Annotated in this window: 21 protein-coding genes; 6 read left to right on the forward strand and 15 right to left on the reverse strand. The window is 37.4% G+C overall.

Translation table 11 applies throughout. The features are described from left to right. Positions 1-46: 46 nt before the first annotated feature. The 3 genes from ACWPWS_RS20400 to ACWPWS_RS20410 are packed head-to-tail and all read left to right on the forward strand — an operon-like array spanning position 47 to position 2,209. Positions 47-799, forward strand: coding sequence for an MlaE family ABC transporter permease (locus ACWPWS_RS20400; RefSeq protein WP_209786693.1), 753 nt, complete (start codon positions 47-49; stop codon positions 797-799). After that, positions 799-1,614 carry an ABC transporter ATP-binding protein gene (locus tag ACWPWS_RS20405; protein WP_047428831.1) on the forward strand — a complete coding sequence of 272 codons (816 nt, stop codon included), beginning with the start codon at positions 799-801 and terminating at the stop codon, positions 1,612-1,614. Before ACWPWS_RS20400 ends, ACWPWS_RS20405 begins: the two co-directional genes overlap by 1 nt. Next, positions 1,598-2,209, forward strand: coding sequence for an outer membrane beta-barrel protein (locus ACWPWS_RS20410; RefSeq protein WP_454047729.1), 612 nt, complete (start codon positions 1,598-1,600; stop codon positions 2,207-2,209). Before ACWPWS_RS20405 ends, ACWPWS_RS20410 begins: the two co-directional genes overlap by 17 nt. 36 nt (positions 2,210-2,245) lie before the next feature. Here ACWPWS_RS20410 and ACWPWS_RS20415 read toward each other — a convergent pair whose 3' ends face one another. Together ACWPWS_RS20415 and ACWPWS_RS20420 are read right to left on the reverse strand one after the other, a co-directional pair. After that, positions 2,246-2,557 carry a hypothetical protein gene (locus ACWPWS_RS20415; protein ID WP_105684091.1) on the reverse strand — a complete coding sequence of 104 codons (312 nt, stop codon included), beginning with the start codon at positions 2,555-2,557 and terminating at the stop codon, positions 2,246-2,248. A gap of 86 nt (positions 2,558-2,643) precedes the next feature. Then, positions 2,644-3,450, reverse strand: coding sequence for a M48 family metallopeptidase (locus tag ACWPWS_RS20420; RefSeq protein ID WP_454047730.1), 807 nt, complete (start codon positions 3,448-3,450; stop codon positions 2,644-2,646). A 105-nt stretch (positions 3,451-3,555) separates the two neighbouring features. On the opposite strand from ACWPWS_RS20420, the gene ACWPWS_RS20425 reads away from it, so the two are divergent. Beyond that, positions 3,556-4,104 carry a DUF4251 domain-containing protein gene (locus ACWPWS_RS20425; protein ID WP_209786691.1) on the forward strand — a complete coding sequence of 183 codons (549 nt, stop codon included), beginning with the start codon at positions 3,556-3,558 and terminating at the stop codon, positions 4,102-4,104. Here the strand turns inward: ACWPWS_RS20425 and meaB are convergent. Further along, positions 4,101-5,093, reverse strand: coding sequence for a methylmalonyl Co-A mutase-associated GTPase MeaB (meaB, locus tag ACWPWS_RS20430; protein ID WP_454047731.1), 993 nt, complete (start codon positions 5,091-5,093; stop codon positions 4,101-4,103). The two genes, ACWPWS_RS20425 and meaB, sit on opposite strands and share 4 nt — an antisense overlap. Before the next feature lie 199 nt (positions 5,094-5,292). On the opposite strand from meaB, the gene ACWPWS_RS20435 reads away from it, so the two are divergent. Both ACWPWS_RS20435 and ACWPWS_RS20440 read left to right on the forward strand, forming a co-directional pair. Further along, positions 5,293-5,586, forward strand: coding sequence for a c-type cytochrome (locus ACWPWS_RS20435; RefSeq protein WP_062676044.1), 294 nt, complete (start codon positions 5,293-5,295; stop codon positions 5,584-5,586). A 20-nt stretch (positions 5,587-5,606) separates the two neighbouring features. Beyond that, positions 5,607-5,894 carry a c-type cytochrome gene (locus tag ACWPWS_RS20440; RefSeq protein WP_209786689.1) on the forward strand — a complete coding sequence of 96 codons (288 nt, stop codon included), beginning with the start codon at positions 5,607-5,609 and terminating at the stop codon, positions 5,892-5,894. 75 nt (positions 5,895-5,969) lie between these two features. Here ACWPWS_RS20440 and ACWPWS_RS20445 read toward each other — a convergent pair whose 3' ends face one another. The 12 genes from ACWPWS_RS20445 to prfA all read right to left on the reverse strand — a co-directional run bounded on the left by ACWPWS_RS20445 (position 5,970) and on the right by prfA (position 23,526). Further along, positions 5,970-8,519, reverse strand: a complete 2,550-nt coding sequence (locus ACWPWS_RS20445) for a T9SS-dependent M36 family metallopeptidase (protein WP_454047732.1) — start codon at positions 8,517-8,519, stop codon at positions 5,970-5,972. Positions 8,520-8,605: 86 nt separating this feature from the next. Beyond that, entirely contained in the window at positions 8,606-9,127 is a 522-nt protein-coding gene (locus ACWPWS_RS20450; RefSeq protein WP_454047733.1) for a hypothetical protein, read from the reverse strand. Continuing rightward, the gene (gene prfH, locus ACWPWS_RS20455) at positions 9,114-9,812 is read right to left on the reverse strand and encodes a peptide chain release factor H (RefSeq protein ID WP_454047734.1); all 699 of its coding nucleotides are present in this window, start codon (positions 9,810-9,812) and stop codon (positions 9,114-9,116) included. Before prfH ends, ACWPWS_RS20450 begins: the two co-directional genes overlap by 14 nt. 1 nt (position 9,813) lies before the next feature. After that, positions 9,814-10,359, reverse strand: a complete 546-nt coding sequence (locus tag ACWPWS_RS20460) for a hypothetical protein (protein WP_454047735.1) — start codon at positions 10,357-10,359, stop codon at positions 9,814-9,816. Between the two features lie 83 nt (positions 10,360-10,442). Then, positions 10,443-11,834, reverse strand: a complete 1,392-nt coding sequence (locus ACWPWS_RS20465; protein ID WP_454047736.1) for an RtcB family protein — start codon at positions 11,832-11,834, stop codon at positions 10,443-10,445. A 28-nt stretch (positions 11,835-11,862) separates the two neighbouring features. Further along, complete coding sequence (locus ACWPWS_RS20470; protein ID WP_454047737.1) at positions 11,863-12,600, reverse strand: hypothetical protein; 738 nt, start codon at positions 12,598-12,600, stop codon at positions 11,863-11,865. A gap of 408 nt (positions 12,601-13,008) precedes the next feature. After that, positions 13,009-13,995 carry a M28 family peptidase gene (locus tag ACWPWS_RS20475; protein WP_454047738.1) on the reverse strand — a complete coding sequence of 329 codons (987 nt, stop codon included), beginning with the start codon at positions 13,993-13,995 and terminating at the stop codon, positions 13,009-13,011. 43 nt (positions 13,996-14,038) lie between these two features. Beyond that, on the reverse strand, positions 14,039-16,159 hold the full coding sequence (gene scpA, locus ACWPWS_RS20480) for a methylmalonyl-CoA mutase (protein ID WP_454047739.1): 2,121 nt from the start codon (positions 16,157-16,159) through the stop codon (positions 14,039-14,041). 138 nt (positions 16,160-16,297) lie between these two features. Beyond that, positions 16,298-19,351, reverse strand: a complete 3,054-nt coding sequence (locus ACWPWS_RS20485; protein ID WP_454047740.1) for a reprolysin-like metallopeptidase — start codon at positions 19,349-19,351, stop codon at positions 16,298-16,300. A gap of 137 nt (positions 19,352-19,488) precedes the next feature. Next, the gene (locus ACWPWS_RS20490; RefSeq protein WP_454047741.1) at positions 19,489-21,591 is read right to left on the reverse strand and encodes a prolyl oligopeptidase family serine peptidase; all 2,103 of its coding nucleotides are present in this window, start codon (positions 21,589-21,591) and stop codon (positions 19,489-19,491) included. A 93-nt stretch (positions 21,592-21,684) separates the two neighbouring features. After that, a complete protein-coding gene (locus tag ACWPWS_RS20495; protein WP_454047742.1) occupies positions 21,685-22,362 on the reverse strand; it encodes a hypothetical protein in 678 nt (225 codons plus the stop codon). A 78-nt stretch (positions 22,363-22,440) separates the two neighbouring features. Further along, positions 22,441-23,526, reverse strand: a complete 1,086-nt coding sequence (prfA, locus tag ACWPWS_RS20500; protein WP_209786678.1) for a peptide chain release factor 1 — start codon at positions 23,524-23,526, stop codon at positions 22,441-22,443. Positions 23,527-23,659: the final 133 nt, after the last annotated feature.

Consider the following 23,659-nt stretch of genomic DNA (forward strand, 5'->3'; position numbering starts at 1 on the left):
ATTCTTGACTGTAGCCCAATTAAATAAAAAAGTCTAATTTAGCAGTATGTTAAAAAAGTTTTTCACAGCAGTAGGGGAATACATTATCCTCTTGGGAAAATCCCTGCAGAAACCTCAGAAAATGAGGGTTTTCTGGAAGCTGTTCATGAGAGAAATTAATGATTTGGGAGTAAATTCTTTCGGACTTGTCATCTTCACATCCATATTTGTTGGAGCTGTAGTGGCTATTCAGATGTTCAACAACTTTGATGCTTCTTCTTTTCCTATTCCGCCTTCATTTGTAGGATATGCTACGAAAGCGGTTTTGGTTCTGGAATTTGCACCCACCATTATCAGTCTTATTCTGGCGGGTAAAGTAGGTTCTTATATTGCTTCAAGTATTGGAACTATGAGAGTTTCCGAACAGATTGATGCATTGGATATCATGGGAGTAAACTCACCCAATTTTCTGATATTTCCTAAAATTATCGCCTGTATGCTGTTTAATCCCCTTCTTATTGCTATCAGTATCGTATTTGGTATTGGTGGTGGATATATTGCCGGGATTTTAACAGGAAACTGGACAGAAAACGATTATATCGTTGGTATTCAAATGTATATGCCGAATTTATTTATTTACTATGCATTTACCAAAACAATCGTTTTCGCCTTTATCATTGCAACAGTTCCTTCTTATTTCGGATACAATGTAAAAGGAGGATCGCTGGAAGTTGGTAGAGCAAGTACGCAGGCCGTGGTATGGACAATGGTATTCATTATCATTTCTGAACTAATTTTAACCCAATTAATATTAAGCTGATGATTGAGGTAAAAGATCTTAAGAAAAGTTTTGATGATGTTGAAGTATTGAAGGGAATCTCAACTTCATTTGATAAAGGAAAAGTAAACTTAATCATTGGGCAGAGTGGTTCCGGAAAAACTGTTTTTTTAAAGAGTTTATTGAATGTTTATATGCCTTCCTCAGGAGAAATCCTTTTTGATGGTAAGGATATCAATACCATGACGAGAGATGAGAAACAGCATCTTCGTTCAGAAATCGGAACCGTATTCCAGGGAAGTGCCTTATTTGATTCCTTAACTGTGGAAGAAAATATTATGTTTCCTCTGGATATGTTTACCAATCTTACCTACAGAGAAAAAAAGAAAAGAGTTTTTGAAGTAATAGGACGAGTGCATCTTGACAAAGCGGAAAGAAAATATCCGTCTGAGATTTCAGGGGGAATGCAAAAAAGGGTGGCTATTGCCAGAGCTATTGTAAATAATCCCAAATACCTGTTCTGTGATGAGCCCAATTCCGGACTCGATCCGTATACCTCAAAGATCATTGACGATCTTCTTTATGAAATCACAAAAGAATACAATACTACAACCATCATCAATACCCATGATATGAACTCTGTAATGACGATTGGCGAGAAAATTGTATACCTAAGACTGGGAATTAAAGAATGGGAAGGTAACAAAGACATTCTGATTACTGCAGGCAATAAAAATCTGATTGATTTCGTTTATTCTTCAGAACTATTTAAAGAGCTGAGAGAATATTTACTTGAGAATAATAAAACGATTGAAACTACAAATACAAAAATAGACGATAATGAAAAAGGTACTTAGTATAGCGTTATTAGGGTTTTCAATGTTGGCTTCTGCACAGATTTCACTGGCAGGTAAGGCTAACTTAATTTTTCCAACAGGCTCTCCTTCATGGTCCAATATCAAAGGAACAGTGAATGATGCCATTGATGGAACAGGTAAAAACAATGTAGGTTTTAACGTAGGACTTTCATTAAAAGTAGGACTTCCTACTTCATTGTTCGTGATGCCCGAAATCTATTATACTCACTTCAAAAATGAGTTTACTACAGAGAACACTACTTTTGATGTAAAAAGCAACCGTATTGATGTTCCCGTTCTTTTAGGATATAATCTTTTGGGGAATATGCTGGGAGTTTTTGTAGGACCCGTTGGAAGTTTTAACTTAAACAAAGACAATACTTACAATGATTTCAAAGAAAATGCTAAAAATGACTTTACAGTAGGATACCAGTTTGGTGCGCAGCTTGAAATTAAAAAGCTTATTGTAAATGCAAGATATGAAGGAGCTTTCAGTAAAGACGAAAGAAATTTCATCAATAAAGTTTCCGGTTCTGAAATCAGGTATGACAACAGACCTAACCTGTTTATGGTAGGTTTAGGATATAAATTCTAATGAATTATCGAAAATAACAACTTTAAACCCTCAAATTTAAATTTGAGGGTTTTTATTTTGATTTTCAAGTTCAGCCTGACGTTTTGCAATTTCTGCAGCCTGCTTTTCAAGCTCTTCTTTATCTTTCTGTAGCTGCTTGAATTCTTTTTTCTTCTGTTCTTCTTTGATAGCGCTTCCCTTGCTTAAATACCCTACCATTCCTCCAATGATAAGCCCTATCCCAACTCCTGCCATGATTCCCATAATATGAGAGATTTTTATTTGTTCTACGGCAAAATCAGTCGTTAAATAGAAAAGTAATGCTGAAACAGCTAAAAGTATAAGTCCGGTAATTGATAAACTCTTCATAATATTGTGTTTAGGTGATTTTATAAAAAAGCCTTACCAAATTTACTAAAAATTTAATAAGGCCTTACTCAAGATTAAAATTCTAATTATATTTTTCCTCCGGCAGCCTTATAGTATTCCAAAGCTTTTGGAAGATCTTTGTTGATATCTGAAATTCTTGTTTCCGGATTCGGGTGGGTAGATAAGAACTCAGGTTGTCTTGCTCCTGTAGATGCGGCTTCCATTCTGTTCCAGAAAGGGATGGCTGCTCTCGGGTCATATCCAGCCATAGACATCAGGTAAAGACCCATTTCATCTGCCTCAGATTCCTGGCCTCTTCCGTATTTCAATAAAGCCACTTGTGAACCAATAGGATATACCTTCTGGAAAACACTTGCCCATTGTGAGTTTGAGATGGTTCCTCCCAGGATTGCACCTCCATACTGAGCTACCATTGCCTGAGAAATTCTTTCATTTCCGTGGCCTGCCAGCGCGTGGGAAACTTCATGTCCCATTACCACTGCAAGACCGTTATCGTCTTTTGTGATCGGTAATATTCCGGTATAAACGGCTACTTTACCACCAGGCATACACCAGGCATTCAGCTCACTGCTTTGCAGAAGATTGAATTCCCAGCTGTAGCTGGTAAGATCTGCTGATCTACCGATACTTTGATAATATCTTTCTGCAGCGCTTTTAATTCTGTTCCCTACATTTACCACTCTCTTTGCATCTGCCGTACCGGTAATTACTTTACCTTTAGACAATGTCGTTCTATATTCCTGTGAAGACATTGTTAAAATTTCCGAGTTATTGGCCAGCTGTAAAGACGATCTTCCCGTAATTGGGTTCGTAGTACAGGCAACAGCCGACAGAGCAATAGCTCCTATTCCAAATAGATGTGTAACTTTCATAGTTTGAGTGTTAATAATTCAACCTTAACAATTTTTATTCCAAAATATTCCAGAAAGAATATATTTGCATACATTTTGCTGTCTAAATTTAATAATTATCTCATTATGAAAAAGTATATTTCTTTACTGACGATTTTTGGATTCCTGTTCTTCTTTCAGAGTTGTGCATCACAAGGGTCATTAGATCCGAAAACAGTAGATAATTTGATAGATTCTCAGGAGTTTACTTTCTATGCACAAAGAGCCAACCCAACGAATTATGATGTTATTAATGTGTTGAACTCAATGCCTAATTCTACTGCAACGAGAGTACTTAATCTCAATGGAGAGTATACCATTGATGTAAGTAAAAATACGCTGGATGTAGTGCTTCCTTACTTTGGAAGGATGTTCAATCCAACTTATGGAGGAGCAAGTGATAACAGTTACCGATTTACTTCCAAAGATTTTACAGTAACTAAAACTCAGAATAAAAAAGGAACCTGGACTTTAAAGTTCAAGCCTAAAGATGCAAGAAATGTTGATGAGCTTAATATTGAAGTCTTCAAAAACGGTAAAGCTTTCGTTTCTGTGAGAAGTAGCGACAGACAGCCCATTACTTATGACGGATATATTTCTAAAACAGAGGTAAAACAGGAAAAAGAGAAACTTTAATCTCTTTTTTCGTTAGATAAAAATTTTTCAACAAATAATTTTGCTTCAGTACTTGGATTCGAAACCATAGCTGAAGCATTTTTTTTATGCATATGGTAAGCCTCCTCTACTGCATCGCTCTTTTTCATCAGTGATAAAATATATTCCTGAACCCAGTATTCGAAGCGTTTTTCAGCCTGCTGAACACGAATTTCTTCAAAACGTCCGCTTTTCTTTTTCAGATCAATAAATTCGAAAATTGTATTATAAACTTCCTGCAATCCTTCATTGTAAAGGGCAGAACCTAATAAAACAGGGATTTTCCATCCTTTTTCTTTAGGTGGAATAAAATCCAACGCTCTTTTTAATTCAAGTCTTGTATTTTTGGCTTTCTGAAGATTGTCCTGATCTACTTTGTTGATGAAAATAAGATCTACCATTTCCATGATTCCCCTTTTTATACCCTGAAGTTCGTCTCCGCCTCCAATGATTTTAAGGAATAAAAAAACATCGGTAATATCAGCGACCAATACTTCTGACTGCCCTACGCCAACGGTTTCTATCAAAATATAATCATACCCTGCAGCCTCACAGATCATCATGGTTTCAAAGGTAGTATTGGCTACTCCGCCCAGAAAACCTGAACTGGGAGAAGGACGTATAAATGCATTCTCTTCTTTAGCAAGTTCTTCCATTCTGGTTTTATCCCCTAAAATACTTCCTTTGTTGATTGCCGAACTGGGATCAATTGCTAAAACAGCTACTTTTTTACCTTGAACAATAACCAAGCGGCCAAAGTTTTCTATAAAAGTGGATTTTCCCGCTCCGGGAACTCCTGTTACTCCTACTCTCACAGAGTTTCCGGTAAGGGGCATAATTTTCTTCAATAGATCTTCTGCCTGTACTCTGTGTTCTGCTTTTTTACTTTCAACCAATGTAATAGCTTTTGCAATCAGGCGCTTATTTCCTGACTGTATTCCTTCTATTAACTCTTCTGTAGTAAATTTCATTGATTCAAAATTAACAATTAAAATGGGAATGGTCAATAGTCCGCTCATAATGATGAGACAAAAAACCTAAATTGTTTTCATTGGGAATTAACGATTTTTCATGAATTCAATTTTTATTTCTTCTAAATTAAAACTAGAACGCCCTGTATCAACAGCTTAAGGAATTTATTACATTTGTTATATATCAAAAAGAAGAAACATGAAAAAACTCATCGCTGCGGCTTCGTTTACTGCTATTTTGCTGGTTTCCTGTACGCCGAAAGCTTCTACATCCGCCACTACTGCAGGAACATCTACATCTACTGCAGAACAGATTGCTCAGGGGAAAACTATTTTTGAAAACTCTTGTGGAAGATGTCATAAATTACCCGATCCTGCTTCACACAATCCTGTACAATGGGTAGGAATCATGAATTCTATGGCTCCAAAAGCAAAACTGACGGACGAACAGCACCAATGGGTGTATGATTATATTGTTTCTGTGAAAAAGTAATCATCAAACAAAAATATGGTATGAAAAAACTCATCTTAACCGGTATCGCAGCATCAGCATTTCTGGTATCCTGCGGACCAAAAAGTGTGGCTGTTACAGGGCCAAAGTATACCTCATCTGAGCAGTTGGCACAAGGAAAAACCATTTTTGAAAATTCCTGTGCAAAATGTCATAAGCTGCCAGAACCTACCAAGCATGACAACCAGGGATGGATCAACACGTTAAGCAGAATGGCTCCAAAGGCTAAGTTAACTGATGACCAGCATCAAATGGTGTATGATTATCTGATCTCTGTAAATAAGAAATAAAAGAAGGCCTCATTTTTGAGGCCTTCTTTTGTAATATATCAAGGGTATTTTTCATTGAAAATAGGACTTAACAACTTATCTTACCATTAGTTTTTCAACCTGAACTTTCTCTCCCTGCTGGATATGAACCATATAAACTCCTTTCTGGAATCCCTGAGTAGAAATAGCTTTTTTAGAACTTGATTCTCTGGTATCAGAGAATATCAGTTTTCCTGACATATCAAACATTCTGATCTTAACTTCTTTAGAAGATTTGTCTATATTTCCTACAAAGAATTCATCATAAGTAGGATTAGGGAAAATAATAAATTTCTGATCTGAAAGTTTAACATCCTGAGTGGCCAGTGCTGTAATACATTCTTGTGGTACCGTAAAGTCTTCCACCTGATCATTAGCCGCAGAACTACTTCCTGCTGAAGCATTTACCCCCAGACCTCTTTTAGCAAAGGTGTTCCAGATCATACATTTATCCAAACCTGCATTACCTACAGCATCAGCCTGAAGAATTGCATTTCTTCCATCAATAAATGAAGGGTTACAAGCCTGTAATTTCAGTCCGTCCATTACTATTTGCAGCACTTTAGCATTTCCGGAAGTACTGCTTGCCATGACATCACTGTTATATCCATATTTTTCAATGTACTTCCAGGTAAGATCCCACAACATTGTTGCCCAGATAAACCCAATGGCATGTGGTCCTGAAACAGTATTGGTTTTGCCATACGTATAATTGTTTACACTAAAGTCTGGTGAATATTTGGCAGGTCTGATACCATCTCCTGTAACAGGTTGGCTACTTGTATAGGTTCCAATTCCTCTCGCCAGCGCTGATGTATCTCCAGGTCTTGTTGTAAGCATTAAAGCAAAATAATCTGACCATCCTTCACCCATCTGCTCAGCACTTTGAAGACAGCTATATCCCTGCCCTGTTAATCTGTTTGAAATACCATGTCCATATTCATGGGCAACGATTCCATTATCCAGACTGGAATGTTTAAAGCCATTATAGTCGAAATTTAATGTTGTATTGACAGTTTCTCCTGTATTGATTTGATTTACAATATACTCGCCTTCTGTTTTCCCCATCATAATGGAAGGAATGGTAATTCCTGTCACGGCATTATCTCCCCCCATTGAAATAGGATCCACATTATTAGGATCATAGATAATTCCTCCCAAAGCTCCTGCAAGCTGCATATTTTTAACCTTGGTGGCAAAACTGCAGGTTCCTCTTTTGGCAATTCCTATTTTTCCTGTCATACTTCCTGCTGCAAGAGCTGTACAGGCATCATCCGGTGTAGCAATTTTCAGATCTCCTGTTACCGTTTGGCCACCTAACAGAAGAGGGCCAAAACTTGCCCCTCCGGTTGCCACTTTAGGTCGGTTTACAATAGCAGCCGGAGCATTATACTGATATCTTAAGATAGGATCATTGGCTGGCTGTGTTCTGTCCCAAAGATACATTTGCATTCTTGGTACAGAAAGATAAGTAGTTCCGTTAATGACCGCTTCATAGCCTGCACCGAAATTGGCATTATTAAGACCGCTTCCGTCAAAAGCCTCAGCTCTTACAGCATCTCCCTGTATACCTCCTTTTCCAAAGTTATTCGTTTGAAAGTTTCTGGCGGCTTCTGTAAATCCGAATTTATAAAAGATATCATGCATCTTATTATTCATGTAAAACAGATTGGTAATCGCAGCATCTTTATAGGTCATAGGATTATCATATCTCCCATCAGCAAAAGGAAAATTGAAAGTGAGGGAACTTCCTCCGTCCGGGGAATATCCCGGATTATTCGTATTATCCTGATCTGAATATGCATATACATTATTTCCTCTTGTATTGGTATAGCTGTTCGTTCCATCAGAATGCCAGCCTTCCGGTGAGGCAACTAAGTCCCAAGGATTATTTACCAATGCGCGAGCCCCAAACGTAGGAGCTTCTACCGGCAATGGAAAAACATTATAAGATGCATTTGTAGGTGCCCACATGGCATTTAACAGCTTACTTTGATTCTCCCCTGCTGATGTTTTCTCCCATTCATTGGATACTGCTTCATGAGAACGACCGTGATCTTCAAAGCTGCAGTTTAGTGTCATATTATCTTTACTGAGTATTTCTCCACTTTCAGCATCAGCAAGTACATGCCACACATCTGAAGAATTTTTATCTGAAACAAACAGTTCTTTAGCCAGAATATACTTACCATTCTTCTCAAAATAGACATCAGGCAAATAGTCTGTATCCGAAATAGCACTTAATCCCAGTTTTTGCTTAAGAAGGTCATCTGAAAATCTCTCATGCACTTTTGTTATACTGGCAGCAACAATATTTCTGCTAAAGTCGTTATTTTCAGAGAGTATCTGATCCCCTTTAATGATGACTTTTCCCAATGCATTGTATACTCTCAGTCCGTTATAAGTCTGCTGTACATTCACAATATTTGCCCCTAAACTATTGGACATATCTTCGTTCAGAATGATAACGCCCACTTTATTTTGGTTTAGCTTTCCACTTTTTTGATAATAATCCTGAATAAGCCTGTTGGAGTTCTGACCATTTATTTTCCCAAAACAGAAAAGAAACACAACAGATACAGGTAATAAAAATAATTTTTTGCTCATAAGATTGGTTTTTACACAACAAAACTATAAATTATTTGCGATATCGAAATATTAATTTCATTTTTTTTATCAAAAAGTAAAATTAATTAACTTTTTTTCTTTTTTTCAATTATTTTTTTCTTCTTTTTCTGCGGTATTTTACTTTTTATAAATTTTTCTCTGCTTTTTAAGAAATCAAGCATGCATTGATCATAGGCAAATGTTCGGGCAAGCTTTAAAGGTTTCAAAGCTTGTTTATATTCTAATCTGATTTCAAACAGTAAAGACTGATGGATAAGGATTCTACTTTTATCTATTCCTTTTATCTTTAAAGAATAGTCAATCAGTTTTTCTGCATCATCCAGGTCTTCATTGTCTAAAAGGCACTTGATATGATATTGCGGTGTATTCAGGTTAGAAATATTGCATTGCATCGCTTCTTCGAAATACAGTTTAGCTTTTTCATAATCAAACAGCATTTCACTATAAATTCTTCCCATCAGACAGAGGCTGTCTGCATCTTCCGGATCATATGACAAAGCATAGTTTAATGCCTCTAAGCATGACGGAAGGCTGTATGGATAATTATCTAAGGCCTCAAAATAATATTTATTTTTAGTTAAGGTCATTGTTGTAGTTTTTTAATTCATTTTTCAAGGCATTCCTCTGTTTTTTGAATGTCTTGTCTTCATAATTCTTTTTAAAATCTGTTCCTGAAAATGTCCGAACCGGATTTCCGCGTTCTACCTGCATCTGAAGAGACCAGGTATCTTTCAGCTTTCTTTCCAGCTGCCGGATATAAACCGCCATTACTTTTCCTTTTAATCTGATAATGGATAGCTTTTTATTTTCCAGCTGTGAACGGGAATCCTGTACAAAAACAGTCTCGTTAGTAGGAATATGGGTAGCCCGTACCGCGGTATTCACCTTGTTTACGTTTTGCCCTCCGCTTCCCTGGCTTCTGGCGGTCTGAAACCGGATATCTTTTTCATTGAAATCAATCATTTTTATATTTTCAAGTTCAAAGATTCCGATAAACCAATTGCTTCTTTTATGCAGTTTCCTGAATGTGCTTTTCCCTGTCCAGCACACACTTCCCAGCCAGTTTTTTAAAAAGGGGCTTAGATCTTTCCCTTTTAAAAGAACAGTCACCGATTTTAATGTCAGGTTCTCATCACCGTTCTCACGATGAATGATTTCGTATTCTATTGTATTTTGTTTTGCCTCTTCAAGAAAGGTCTTCAGCACCTTGGCTGCTACCCATTGGCATTCTAAAGGCCCTCTTCCTGAAGTGATCTGTATTAATTTTTCCATTTTATGTTGGCATTTTGCTTAATAAAGGATGTCCTACCGGATCTATTCCTTTTTCTAATAAATTTTTTGCAGCCATTACTGCCCAGCATTTGTCGCTGGAGTGGATATTTCTGTAAAAAGAAAGTAAAACACTGGGTTTCACAACAGTAAAACCATTGGCTTCAATAGTCTCAAGATCATCTTTTTCAAAGAAGTCAATGGTAATTCTGCAGACCTTTTCATTTTCCAACTTCACCGTTTTCTCGTACCTGCGAAAGTTTTCCTCACTCGGCAGATGGTCATATCGGGTCCAGACTTTCTGAAATCCTTCCTGCTGAAGAATGATAACCACGTCTGCAACATTCTCTTTCTTTACAAAAACATCAATATCCTTATGATCGTGGGCATGTTTGTATTCCGTATGTCCTTTTTCCGACATAAAATGCCATGCCCAGCCTCCTGATATAATGATTTTATCTTTTAATGTATTTAAAATTTCGAGCCCTAACCGGATTCTGAATTCCGGCCAGACTTCACCATATCTTTTTATGTTATGTGGTGCTCCCATTTTTTTGTTTTTTTAAATTAAAAGTTGAGAGTTTATAGTTGACAGCCGGTATTTCAACTGACAACTACAAACCATCAACCCAATTATCTGTCCATTCTCACAATCCTCGGTTGGAAAGTTCCCAGAATATCCACCAATTCGCTCTGTGCATTCATCACTTCATTAATGTCTTTGTAGGCCATAGGGGCTTCTTCTGCATTTCCACCCATCAGGGTGACATTTTTCAATTTCAGTTCTTTTTTGATATCATGCTGAGTGAAAAGACTTCTGCATTCTCCTCTTGAATGCGCTCTTCCTGCGCCGTGTGATGCTGAATTCAGGGATTCAGGATTTCCTTTTCCGCGGACGATAAATCCTTTTGCCGTCATGGATCCGGGAATCATCCCCAGTTCATTTTCATTAGCAGGAGTTGCCCCTTTTCGGTGAACAATCACTTCTTTACCGTTATGGATTTCTTTCCAGGCAAAGTTGTGATGGTTTTCAATTCTGGCTTTTACCCTTCCGCCAACAGCTTTTACCAGCCTTCTGTGAATATCATCATGACAGGCAGAGGCATAATCTCCGGCAAGATTCATTGCTGTCCAATATTCCAATCCCAAGTGGGTACTAAGATCCAGCCAGGCAAAGTTTTGAGCTTCTTTTGGTAACGGACATTGTTCTGTTGCCACTCTTGAGTAATACTGGGCAATCTCCGCTCCCAGACCTCTTGAGCCGCTATGAGAAAGGATTCCCAGATATTTTCCTTTTGGCAGACCAATTTGCTCATCTTCTTCAGTGATTTCCACTTCTCCGAATTCCACAAAGTGATTTCCTCCGCCTGAGGAACCCATCTGTTTGATTGCTTTTCCCTTTAATCTTCTTAAGATCGGGATCATATCGAATGTATCTCTGTCGAAAATCTCATGATCAATGTGAGATTTGTGCGTTTCATACATTCCGAATTTTGTATGTTCAGCAAGCGCTTTTTCATATTTATCTCTTGCTCCTTCAAGATATGAAACCGGTGTATCCAAAATACTGAGGCTCATTCTGCAGCCAATATCCATTCCTACGCCGTAAGGGATTACAGCATTTTCCACTGCCAGAACTCCTCCTATCGGAAGTCCGTAACCGCTGTGGGCATCGGGCATTAATGCTCCCTGAGTAGAAACAGGCAGCTTCAAAGCAGTATACAACTGATTTTTCGCCTCTTCAGAGATATTGTTACCAAAAATCTGAAATGAAGCACGCTGTGAATTCAGCATTCTTTTTTCTGTCTTTTTGGATGAAAGCAGGGTTTCTGCAATTTGTCCGAAGGTCAGATCTTTTTCAAATTCTTCCGGATTCAGCAGGATTTCCTTTAAAAGAGATTTTACGTGGTGAATATTCTTTGTTGCAAAATTTCTTTTCATGACTTCCAATGCTACGTTTACGCTTTGATTATTTGGATAGCCCAGTTTTAATATATCTTTTCCTTTTAGTTTTAAATTTCCCATTGTTTTTGTTTTAAATAACAGTTTGGACTTATATGTCCAGTAAGCTTTCTGCAATTTCTGTTGCAGACATTTTGCAGGTAACATATTTCCTGCTTTTGATAAGTGGAATATCTTCTCTTTTTCTTCTCCATGGGTATGATCTACCATAAATTGTTTTGTGGATAATCCCTACAATTTTATGCTGCCCTAAATAGGATCCCAGTTCTGCGCATTCTTTTTCTAATTCAAAGTCTACAGGTTTATAATGGGTAATCATATTGGGTCTTGTACGTAAGGTAAATCTCCAGGGTTCAATAAATTCGTAGTATGGAACATAAGCCTTCCGGGCCGGGCAATATTCTTCCTGTTTCAAAAAATACTGTCTTTCCCTTGTTGTAAGTCCCAGTTTCGGATCATTCCAGGAATATGAAGAGATATTTTTGAGTTTTTGTACTCTTTCAACATATATTCTACGCCCGAATTTTCTTTTCTTTTTTAAAAACTGGCGGCTTTCCGAATACATGTAGGTATTGATCTTCTTCAATATTCCCTCAAAGAAATCTCCATCTTTGGATCTCATTACCTCTTCCCTTACCGCAAAGAATCTTACAAATCCTCTCTGATAGGGCTTCTCCAAAGGCATCCATGGAATATTTCGTCTTATATCCCAAAGCTCATCACTACGTCGATATTTTTTTCTTATCTGCTTTTCTACATCTTTTCTAATTGTTCTTTTTCTGCTTCTAGCACTTCTCAGGCGGGAAAACAGAAGGTTATCATTTTCCATTGTTAACAGAAGTTAGATGTGAGATATTAGAAATTAGCTTATTTTACCTCACACAACTTTCAATCAACTAAAAAGATAGTTGAATGAATTAATAATAGACAATGAAAGTTTTGAGGATATACCTCATCCAATCTTGTCCTTCATGACACTAAAAAAGATTTCGGGTAAACTTGGGAGTTTGAAATATTGCGCAATAAAAAACCCGAAATCTCTACGACTTCGGGTTTTGATATTTCATTGTACTGTTATTCTAAGAATGTACCAAACCGCGAAGCCTTACCACCATAAGGGGTAATCCAACTGTAGAATTCTGTTTAGTTCTGAACATTGCTTCGTCGTTTTTTAATTGGTTAAACTTGATTTTCAGGTGCAAATATATAAATTTTTCTGAGAATCAAAATATTTTTTTCACTTAAGGTGAATAATGCTGAGAAAAATGGCGTCAATAACTTTTGTCATTCTCTTTGTATCGAGCGTTTCCATCGTATCCGTGGGTTCGTGATAATTTTTATTTCTGAAGAAGGAAGTATCCGTGATCATGAGAGCGGGAAAGTCAAAATTCCAATAGTTCAGATGGTCGGAATAGTCTATTCCTGCTACAAATTTTGGGGCTGAGAAGGTTTCTGTTTTTATCTGTCCTGAATCTTTAAAATTACCTATGAAATTTCTTACAAAAGGACCTGCTCCACTGATTTTTTTCACCAATGTAATGAAATCTCCCTGATCACCATATATCCAGGAAAGAAGACCTACAGGAAAACTCTGGGAATCTTTTTCATCTTTGAAATAACCGATCATTTCTACACTGGCCATTCCATAGATATCGATCTTATTGTCTTTTAAATATTTTGCATGGACATAGCTTCCCATATTTTCGGTCCTGAAATAAGGAGGTTCTTCCAAGGTATAGGCAACAAGATCTACTCTGTAATTAAGTTTTTGACCTTTGAGCATTCTTGCGAGCTCCAGAAGAGCGGTGACTCCTGTGGCATTGTCGTCTGCTCCCTGCTGATCTCCACAAACATCGTAATGAGCACCTATAATGATCCGCTTCTTATTTTCTGTTCCAAAGGATGAAATAACGTTTTTATATATTTTTCCATCAACTTTGTATTCCTGGTAAGCAGTGCTGTCACCATAAGTACTAAAAGTCTGATGGATATAGTCTGCAATGGCATTCAGCTGGTCTATATTTTTATGGTTTCTAAATTGTGGAGTTTGGGTCATTGCGGTCAAATGCTTTTTAACCAAAGCAGTATCTGCAACGACCTTCGAGCTTTGCATTGATCTATTGTTCTTCCCTGAACCCAGCAAGAAGACACCTGTAATAACAAATAAGCCTACGAGAAGAAACAGTTTTTTCCTCGTAGGCTTTATTATATTTTTTAGATTCATGGGGTATGTTTTAATCTCTGTGATGAAATTAAAACTTTTCTTTTTATTTTTCTAAAAATCTTTCCAGAATTTCTACTGCACATTTCGGAAGGTTGGTTCCAGGCCCGAAAATAAAGTCTGCACCATTGGCATAAAGGAATTCATAATCCTGCTGAGGAATTACTCCTCCCACAACGATGGTAATATCATCGGCTCCCAGTTTGGATAATTCTACTACTACCTGAGGAACTAATGTTTTGTGTCCGGCAGCCAATGATGATACTCCTAAAATATGAATATCGTTTTCTACAGCTTGTTTAGCCACTTCTTCCGGTGTCTGGAATAAAGGAGCTACATCCACGTCAAATCCCATATCAGCAAATGCTGTTGCCACTACTTTTGCACCTCTGTCATGACCGTCCTGTCCCATTTTGGCGACCATTAGCCTTGGGCGGCGTCCTTCTTCTTCTTCAAATTTCTGAGTCAGATTAAGGGCTTTTTCAAAGTATTCGTTTTTACCGGCATTCATAGCGTATACACCAGAGATTGTTTTAATATTTGCTTTATATCTACCAAAGGTTTCTTCCATGGCATCACTCATCTCTCCAAGGGTAACTCTTCTTCTTGCTGCTTCGATGCATAATGCCAGAAGATTTCCTTTCCCTGTCTGAGCACTTTTACGGATTTCATTGAGAATCTGCTCAACAGCTTCGGTATTTCGATCTGTTTTGATTGTATTTAATCTTTCAATCTGTTTTCTACGAACTTCTGTATTATCGATGTCCAGGATTTCTATTGCATCCTGTTTCAATGAGGATTTGAATGAATTGACCCCAATAATGAATTCTTCTCCGCTGTCAATTTTCGCTTGTTTTTTTGCGGCAGCTTCTTCAATTCTCATTTTTGGAATTCCGGCTTCAATAGCTTTGGTCATTCCACCTTCCTGCTCTACCTCATCAATATACCTCATCGCTTCTTCAATCATTTGCTGAGTAAGGCTTTCTACAAGATTACTTCCACCCATCGGATCTACCACATCGCATATTCCGCTTTCCTGCTGAAGAATGATCTGTGTATTCCTTGCAATTTTTGCTGAATAGTCTGTAGGCAGGGCAATGGCTTCATCCAGCGCATTGGTGTGAAGAGACTGCGTTCCTCCTAATGCTGAAGACAAAGCTTCTATAGCTGTTCTTGTGATATTATTGAAAGGTTCCTGCTCTGTCAGAGACCATCCGGAAGTCTGTGAATGGGTTCTTAATGCCAGAGATTTTGGATTCTGAGGATTAAACTGTTTTAAAAGGGTTGCCCAGATATATCTTGCGGCACGCATTTTAGCAATTTCCATGAAATGATTCATCCCGATTGCCCAGAAGAAAGAGAGTCTTGGAGCGAAATCGTCTACGTTCATTCCTGCTTTTATTCCTGTTCTTACATATTCAAGACCGTCTGCCAGGGTGTAAGCCATTTCCAGTACTGGTGTAGCCCCTGCTTCCTGCATGTGGTATCCGGAAATAGAAATGGAGTTAAATTTTGGAATGTTTTGCGAAGTGTATTCAAAAATATCTGCGATGATCTTCATGGAAGGTGCCGGCGGATAAATGTAGGTATTTCTTACCATGAATTCTTTCAAGATATCATTCTGAATCGTTCCTGAAAGCTGATCCTGCTTTACTCCCTGCTCTTCTGCCGCTACGATGTAGAAAGACAAAATAGGAAGTACAGCTCCATTCATAGTCATAGATACTGAAATCTGATCCAGGGGAATTTCATTGAAAAGGATTTTCATATCTTCCACAGAGTCGATAGCAACTCCTGCTTTTCCTACATCTCCTACTACTCTTGAGTGGTCAGAGTCATATCCTCTGTGTGTTGCTAAGTCAAATGCTACTGAAAGTCCTTTCTGGCCTGCAGCAAGGTTTCTTCTGTAAAATGCATTGGATTCTTCAGCTGTAGAAAATCCGGCATATTGACGGATCGTCCATGGTTTTTGAACATACATGGTGGAATACGGACCTCTAAGATAGGGTGCAATTCCTGGAGAAGTCTGCGTTAATGATTCATCTTTTACATCTTTTTTTTCATAGGATGATTTGAGTTCAAGTCCGTCTTTTTCAAAATTGTAAATCTCTCTTTCCTGAGCTGATACATTAAAATCCGGTTTTTTCACAGAAATTGTCTTTCGCATTCCAATTATTTTTGTCCCCGTAAAGTTAATTTTTTTGAGCGAAACATGAAACTTCTGTTAACGTTCTGTTTTACTTCAATTTATGAAAAGAAAAAGGCCGGGCAAATGCCCGGCCTTTCCTATTAGTAAATAGTATGCTTATTTTTTGATAAGCTTCGTATTGTAAGTATTTTTGTCATCTTTTATCGTGATTACATACATACCTTTGATTAATGAAGCTACATTAATTCTTTGTCCGTCAATATGTCCTTCCTGAGCTAATCTTCCATCAGCAGTATAGATTTTATAGTCTGCTTTTCCTTTCAGATTTTTCACTTCTACGAAAGTATCTGCAGGGTTCGGATAAATTGAAATTTCAGATGATTTAACGTCTTTTGTTTCGTTTACAGCAAGAGTACTTGTAATTTTTACCGGCAGATCCATTACTGAACCTCCTCCTGTTGTGATGTCTCCACATGCACTTGCTAAAGCAGCCGTATTATACTTCGTAACAATTCTCATTCTTAGAAGTTTATCTCCAGCATATGTAGTTGAAGGTACTGTAAAGTTTTGTGCTCCAAAACTTACACTTCCTGCAGGAACACCTCCGGAAAGGCTAATTATTCTTTCAGATATCTCAAATACTCCATTTCTATTATAATCAATCCAAACAGAAAGATTTAAAGGAACGTTGGAACTGCTAAATGCTTGTCTTACTACAGGTGTAATAGCGTACGTAGTTCCCTGAACCAAATTGACAATCTTACCAGGATCTTCAGATAAATCTTTATATGATCTTAATGAAGGATCATCATAAACAAGATTTGAAACTGTTACTTTTCTAATAGCTCCAACATAAGATGTTCCTGAATTCATTATACAGTAATCAATTCCGGTCTTTAAGCCGTTTGTTTTAAATACATAATTATTGGAGAATGCACCAGGAACACTGTTTACAACAGCTGCGACCTGTACTTCATAATTTGTTTCATCTTCAAGACCTGTTAATACCACTGAATTTGTTGTACTTGTTGTATTTGACCAGTTTGATGTCCCTTGTTTTCTATAGTTAACAGAATATGTTGCTCCAGTTACGCTATTCCATGATGCTCTGGCTGTTGTCTTGAACACTTCTGTGCTTATTGTTGTAAGTCCGGTTGGAGCCGCAGTTGTAGATGTAGGTGCATCTGCAACAGTAACTTGAGGAGAAACAGCATAGAAAACGTTACCAATTGCTGATACTCTCAACTTAATTGGTGTCGTAATTGTATTTGGCATTTGAACTGTGTAGCTCCCTGTATTAGGTGTAGAAGCTACTAAGTCTGTCCAGGTTGCTCCATTATCTGAAGTATAATCAATCTTTACATTAGGTGAGTTATAAGGAGCTGTATTTGTATTGGCTACTTCCCACTGAATAATGTTATTAGCATTTTTATACAGAACTGATGATGTAGTAAGACCATTAAATTTAAAAGGTCCGTCGTTTCCAATGACTGTATTAACTTCTGAAGAAGACAACATTGGTCTTTGTGCATTTTGGTCTCTAACCGTTACAGCATAACTTAGAGTTCTAGGAATATAAGATACAGTCTCCCAATTTGGATTTGGATTATTTGCGGCATCAGTCTTATTCGTAAGAATTCCATTCATAACCAGTGGAAAGCTTGGGAAATATCTTCTTCCACTACTTGTTCCAAAGCGGGATCTTGTTAATGCACCCTGTGTATTGTATCCCCATCCCGTATCTCCTGAAATTGAAGCCAGTCCGGTAACACTATCTGTTTGCTCCCAAGTGTAATTAATAGCATCTCCTTCTGCATCTGTTGCTGAAGCATCAAGATAATAAGCAGTCCCTTTAGGCACTGTATAAGAGGTAAGTGCTGCTATTACTGGCGGCGTGTTGTTCGTGATTGTCTCAGATGTACCGCATGTGGCAGGCTTACCGTCCAAATTCGTTAAAATCTGATCTACAGATTTATAATGGAAATAGGCATCTGAAGACATTTGAACATTATCACTTGTAATCCCTGCATATCCCATAATAGTAGTTCCTCCTCCTGGTTCTACGTTAACATTGCTTCCTTCAGATTTATTTGAAAATGTATGATTTCCTCCTAACTGATGCCCCATTTCATGAGCCACATAGTCAATATCAAAAGCATCTCCACTTGGGATACTATTAGCTGGTGAAGTAAATCCGGATCCTTTACCTGCAGGTACACTCGTGGTTGGATCAACACATATACAGCCGATGCATCCAGCGTTTCCTCCTCCTCCTGAAGCACCGAATAAATGGCCTATGTCATAGTTGGCATTGGTTACCTGAGCTGTAATCGCGTTCTGAAGTTCCAGATTCCAAGCTCCTTCGGATCCTACATCACCTGGTGAATAAGGGTCTGAAGCCGGATCTGTATAGATAACATTCGGGAAATTCTGAACAAGTAATTTTATTCCAAAATCCTTTTGGAATACTCCGTTCACACGGCTCATAGTATTGTTAATTGCAACAAGTGCCGGAGCTCTTTTTTGATCATCAGTAGCCGTAGCCGGTACGCCTGCCAAATTCATAAAGTATTGAGTATACTCTCCAGTAACAGAAATTGCTAATCTGTAAGTTCTGAATTTTGTACTTGAGGGTCTACTGGTGATTCCTACATTAGAAAGGGTCTTTTTTCCATTAGCTTCTAATGACTTTATATCTTTGAAGTTCTTCTCTTCTGTAGAACATTCAAATCCGTGCTCGCTTTCTGTTCTGTTTGTTTTGTAGAAAACGCCATACACCTGCTTATCTGTAGTAATAGGTTCTATAAACTGGAATTTTCCGTCTTTGATTATCATCGACTGCAACTCAGTAGGTGCAGTACTGAATCTTACATATTTTCCAGGATCATCTACTCCTACACCAACGTAAGAACCCAATTGATATTTGTCTGCAATAGATTTTTCCATAACAGGATCACTGTATACAGCAAATTTTTCAATTTTCCCTTCTGCTGTAGGTAAAGAAACAATCACAGCCTGAGCCCCTTTCCCTGTTTCTACAGCATCTTTTAAAATATTTCTAAGCGATTGCAAATCAAACCTGTAAGAATATTGAACTTCTACTTCTTTTCTGATTTGAGAAGTTCTTTGTGAGGCCGGTTCCCACCTCTGTGCATGGAGACTGGAAAGTCCAGCAGCCAAGGCACACACTAGTAAAATTCTTTTTTTCATAATTACCTAATTAGTTTAGAATTGATAAACTTTAAATATCCACCCTAAAAATAAGAATTATTAACACAACAACATAAAAAAAACGACCAATTTTAAATAAAATTAGCCGTTTTCTTAAATATATTTCTTTTTTAGAGTTATTTCTTTATTCCCATCTCAAATAACGCAAATGATATAAGATCTGCATTTTCACTGATCACCTGATCTGTAGATCTTCCGGCACCGTGTCCTGCATTCTTTTCAATTCTCAGGAGAATAGGATTTTTACAAGCCTGTTTTTCCTGAAGCTCTGCACCAAATTTAAATGAGTGTGCCGGAACTACTCTGTCATCATGATCACTGGTAATGATCATTGTGGATGGATAGCAAGTTCCTGCTTTTACGTTGTGTACAGGGGAATAGGATTTAAGATATTCGAACATTTCTTTACTGTCTTCTGCTGTACCATAGTCGTAAGACCATCCTGCACCAGCTGTAAATTTATTATATCTTAACATATCCAAAACTCCAACTCCAGGGAAAGCTACTCTCGCAAGATCCGGGCGCATTGTCATTGTTGCTCCTACTAATAATCCCCCGTTTGATCTTCCTGAAAGTGCCATGTATTCTTTTGAAGTATACCCTTTACTTTGAAGATATTCTCCTGCAGCGATAAAGTCTTCAAAAACATTTTTCTTCTGTTGTTTTGTTCCTGCATCATGCCATTTTTTACCATATTCACCTCCACCACGGATGTTTGGAACAGCATAAATACCGCCATTTTCCATCCAGATTGCATTTACTACAGAGAACGAAGGCTGTAAGCTGATGTTGAAACCTCCGTAAGAATACAGAATAGTAGGATTTTTACCGTCAAGTTTAGTTCCTTTCTTATAATTGATCATCATAGGAACTTTTGTACCGTCTTTTGAAGTATAGAACACCTGTTCTGAAACGTAATCATCCGGATTAAACTTCACTTTAGGTTTTTGATACACTTCAGATTTTCCTGAATCTACATTGAATTTGTAGGTGGTTCCCGGTGTAATATAGTTACTGAAAGAGAAATACACATCTTTCTCTTTTTCTTTCCCTCCGAATCCTGAAATATTTCCTTTTCCGGGAAGTGTAATTTCTCTGATCAGTTTTCCTGTTTTATCAAACTGTTTTACCTGATCTATAGCATCAATCATATAGGTTGCAAAGAAATATCCTCCACCTGTAGAAATTCCTAACACGTTTTCTGTTTGTGGAATTACATCTTTCCATGTTGCAGGAGCCGGGTTAGTGATAGTTGTTTTCACAAGACGCATATTCGGGGCATCTTTATCAGTAAAAATGAAAAGATCATCACCTTGTGTATCTACAATGCTGGCATTAATGTCAAATCCGCTCATAATTTGTACAAAGTCACCTCCTTTTTTAAGGTCTTTTATGTACAATTCATTACCATTTGTAGCATTAGCTGCAGAGATAATAAGGTATCTCTGGTCTTGAGAAACGCCTGCACTTAAGTATCTTCTTGGGGTTTTATCACCTCCGAAAATCAATTTATCTTCAGATTGTTTTGTCCCCAGTTTATGAAAGTATACTTTATGTTTATCTGTCATTCCCGAAAGTACAGTCCCTTCTTTAGGTTTGTCGTAGCTGGAATAATAGAACCCTTCATCTCCCTGCCATGAAATTCCGCTGAATTTTACATCCAGTAAAGTTTCATCAATCTGCTTTTTGGTAATTGCATCAATGATAATGATCTTATTCCAGTCGCTTCCTCCTTCAGAGATAGAATAAGCAGCAAGGTTTCCTTTTTTGTTGAATGAAAGGTTGGAAAGTGAAGTTGTTCCTTTTTCTGAAAATTTATTAGGATCTAAAAATACTTCTGTAGCATTGGTCTTATTGTTTGTTCTATACAAAACAGACTGAGCCTGCAATCCATCGTTTTTAGAATAATAGGTGTAATCTCCTTCTTTGAAAGGGGCTGAAATTTTTTCATAGTTCCAGATATCCTTCAGCTGGCTTTTGATTTTATCCCTGAACGGAATTTTAGATAGATAATTCTGACTGTAAGCAACTTCTTCATCTACCCATTTTTTTGTAGGTTCAGAATCATTTTCCAGATCTCTGAATGGATCGGAAACAGCGCTTCCGAAATAGGAATCTGTCTGGCTTCCTTTTAGTGCTTTAGGATAAATCATTTTCTGAGAGTAAAAAGATGCTGAAAATAATACTCCAGCTGTTAACAATATAGGTTTAAAATTCATACTGATCGGTTTTTCTCAAAAATACGCAAAGTATGTGAAATAAAAAAAGTCCCGTTATATTGGGACTTTTTTATGTATTATAGGATATTTCAACTATTCATTGGCACCGAAGCTTTCAAAATAGAAATCGGTAAGGTTGCTGACAATCTCATCCGGACTTCCATTCCAATAGTATATTTTATCTCCTTCTTTCAATTCATATAAAGTAAAGTTTTGATCTGTTGTTACCGTTTTATCGGCATTTTTAAAATCCTGAACTGCCTGAATTAAATATTTTTTCAGATCCTCAGTTTTTATTTTATTCAGATCACCTTTTGGACCGGAAGTCAGTTTGGAAGGAACCAGGAAGCTTACAGCATAACTAATTTCTGCAATTTTTTGCCCTTCAACATATTCATTAGGAACTACTTTTACTTCTTTGACGTTAAGTTTTCCGGTTTTAAAATTCCCAAACATTGCGGTGAAGTAATCTTCTGCTTCTTTTTTACATGCTGCAGCTGTTGCTTTAGGAAAAGCTGAAAGAAAATTATCTACGCTTCCATTGATCATTTCCTTTGAAGTTTCTTTAAAATCCACCTGATAAGCGGTTTGTCCATCTACTGTAGGCTTTAAATAATCATTGAGTTTATTCAATGCTGCTTCATCATTGTTCACGAAAGTACCAAAGAAGAGTTCAAAGGCTTCTTTAGGTTTCTTTACTTCCGTCTGAGCCATCAGTTGCTGTCCCATCATGGTAAGCAACAGCAGGAAAATAATTTTGTAGTTTTTCATAGTGTATATTTTGTTTTATTATTTGCAAAAACAAAGCCCCTGAAAAGTCAGAGGCTATATTTTTATGTATTGATAATTTTAGTAATTTTCTTCTTCCCCCTTCATTTTCTCTGCATTTTCCGCCATGATTACGGCATCAATCATTTCAGAAATATCTCCATTCATATAAGCATCAAGGTTGTACATAGACTTATTGATTCTGTGGTCTGTAACTCTTCCTTGCGGGTAATTGTACGTTTTAATTTTTGCAGAACGGTCTCCTGTAGATACCATAGATTTACGTTGTGCAGCAATATCTCCCTGTACTTTCTGTAATTCGATATCGTATAATTTTGTTCTTAGCATTTCCATTGCCAGCTCACGGTTAGCCAGCTGAGAACGGGCTTGTTGACAAACCACTACCATCCCGGAAGGTTTGTGGGTAAGCTGAACTTTAGTTTCAACCTTGTTTACGTTCTGACCACCGGCACCTCCTGAACGGGAAGTCTGCATTTCAATATCTGCAGGATTCAGTTCAAAATCTACTTCTTCAGCTTCCGGTAAAACAGCAATTGTAATGGCAGAAGTGTGTACTCTTCCCTGAGATTCTGTTTCAGGTACACGCTGCACACGGTGAACTCCGGATTCAAATTTCATGATTCCGTAAACTCCTTCTCCTTCCACTTTCATGATCAATTCCTTGTATCCTTTTGCAGCTTCGTTGGAATCTGTTACTTCATGTCTCCATCCTTTTGTTTTAAAATACATGGTATACATTCTGTAGACGTCCTCTACGAAAATAGCAGCTTCATCACCTCCAGTTCCGGCACGTAATTCTACGATAACATTTTTGTCATCTGCAGGATCTTTAGGGATCAGTAATACTTTCAGTTCTTCTTCCAATCCTGGAATTTTAGCCTGAGCTTCCAGCTTTTCTTCTTTAGCAAGATCTACCAAATCTCTGTCTGAACCGTCTGCAATAATTTCTTCAGATTCTGCAATACTGTCCAGCGCTCCTTTGTACTGATCGTAAACTCTTACAATTTTTCCCAAATCACTATATTCTTTGTTCAAAGAAGAATATCTTTTTTGGTCTGAAATGACATCAGGCTGTATAATAAGGTCTGCAACCTCATTATATCTTTGTTTTATAGCTTCTAATTTTGGAATTAATGATTTAGACATTGTAGAAATTTTGTGGGTGCAAAGATAAGGATTATTAAGTCAAAATTAAAATTCCGAATCATCATAAATTTTTGAGCATTAGGGATAAAGGGAGCAAAATGAAGAAAATTCCCAATTTCCCAATTATTTATCC

The sequence above is a fragment of the Chryseobacterium sp. Marseille-Q8038 genome (genome assembly GCF_965111995.1).

Bases quoted from the DNA above. Each gene is read 5' to 3' on its own strand.
- ACWPWS_RS20415 (WP_105684091.1), bottom strand. From the start codon at position 2,557: ATGAAGAGTTTATCAATTACCGGACTTATACTTTTAGCTGTTTCAGCA.
- ACWPWS_RS20465 (WP_454047736.1), bottom strand. From the start codon at position 11,834: ATGGGAAATTTAAAACTAAAAGGAAAAGATATATTAAAACTGGGCTAT.
- ACWPWS_RS20490 (WP_454047741.1), bottom strand. From the start codon at position 21,591: ATGAATTTTAAACCTATATTGTTAACAGCTGGAGTATTATTTTCAGCA.
- ACWPWS_RS20475 (WP_454047738.1), bottom strand. From the start codon at position 13,995: ATGAATCTAAAAAATATAATAAAGCCTACGAGGAAAAAACTGTTTCTT.
- ACWPWS_RS20405 (WP_047428831.1), top strand. From the start codon at position 799: ATGATTGAGGTAAAAGATCTTAAGAAAAGTTTTGATGATGTTGAAGTA.
- ACWPWS_RS20495 (WP_454047742.1), bottom strand. From the start codon at position 22,362: ATGAAAAACTACAAAATTATTTTCCTGCTGTTGCTTACCATGATGGGA.
- ACWPWS_RS20410 (WP_454047729.1), top strand. From the start codon at position 1,598: ATGAAAAAGGTACTTAGTATAGCGTTATTAGGGTTTTCAATGTTGGCT.
- prfH (WP_454047734.1), bottom strand. From the start codon at position 9,812: ATGGAAAAATTAATACAGATCACTTCAGGAAGAGGGCCTTTAGAATGC.
- meaB (WP_454047731.1), bottom strand. From the start codon at position 5,093: ATGAAATTTACTACAGAAGAGTTAATAGAAGGAATACAGTCAGGAAAT.
- ACWPWS_RS20485 (WP_454047740.1), bottom strand. From the start codon at position 19,351: ATGAAAAAAAGAATTTTACTAGTGTGTGCCTTGGCTGCTGGACTTTCC.
- ACWPWS_RS20425 (WP_209786691.1), top strand. From the start codon at position 3,556: ATGAAAAAGTATATTTCTTTACTGACGATTTTTGGATTCCTGTTCTTC.
- ACWPWS_RS20420 (WP_454047730.1), bottom strand. From the start codon at position 3,450: ATGAAAGTTACACATCTATTTGGAATAGGAGCTATTGCTCTGTCGGCT.
- ACWPWS_RS20440 (WP_209786689.1), top strand. From the start codon at position 5,607: ATGAAAAAACTCATCTTAACCGGTATCGCAGCATCAGCATTTCTGGTA.
- ACWPWS_RS20435 (WP_062676044.1), top strand. From the start codon at position 5,293: ATGAAAAAACTCATCGCTGCGGCTTCGTTTACTGCTATTTTGCTGGTT.
- ACWPWS_RS20450 (WP_454047733.1), bottom strand. From the start codon at position 9,127: ATGACCTTAACTAAAAATAAATATTATTTTGAGGCCTTAGATAATTAT.
- ACWPWS_RS20470 (WP_454047737.1), bottom strand. From the start codon at position 12,600: ATGGAAAATGATAACCTTCTGTTTTCCCGCCTGAGAAGTGCTAGAAGC.
- ACWPWS_RS20460 (WP_454047735.1), bottom strand. From the start codon at position 10,359: ATGGGAGCACCACATAACATAAAAAGATATGGTGAAGTCTGGCCGGAA.
- prfA (WP_209786678.1), bottom strand. From the start codon at position 23,526: ATGTCTAAATCATTAATTCCAAAATTAGAAGCTATAAAACAAAGATAT.
- ACWPWS_RS20445 (WP_454047732.1), bottom strand. From the start codon at position 8,519: ATGAGCAAAAAATTATTTTTATTACCTGTATCTGTTGTGTTTCTTTTC.
- scpA (WP_454047739.1), bottom strand. From the start codon at position 16,159: ATGCGAAAGACAATTTCTGTGAAAAAACCGGATTTTAATGTATCAGCT.
- ACWPWS_RS20400 (WP_209786693.1), top strand. From the start codon at position 47: ATGTTAAAAAAGTTTTTCACAGCAGTAGGGGAATACATTATCCTCTTG.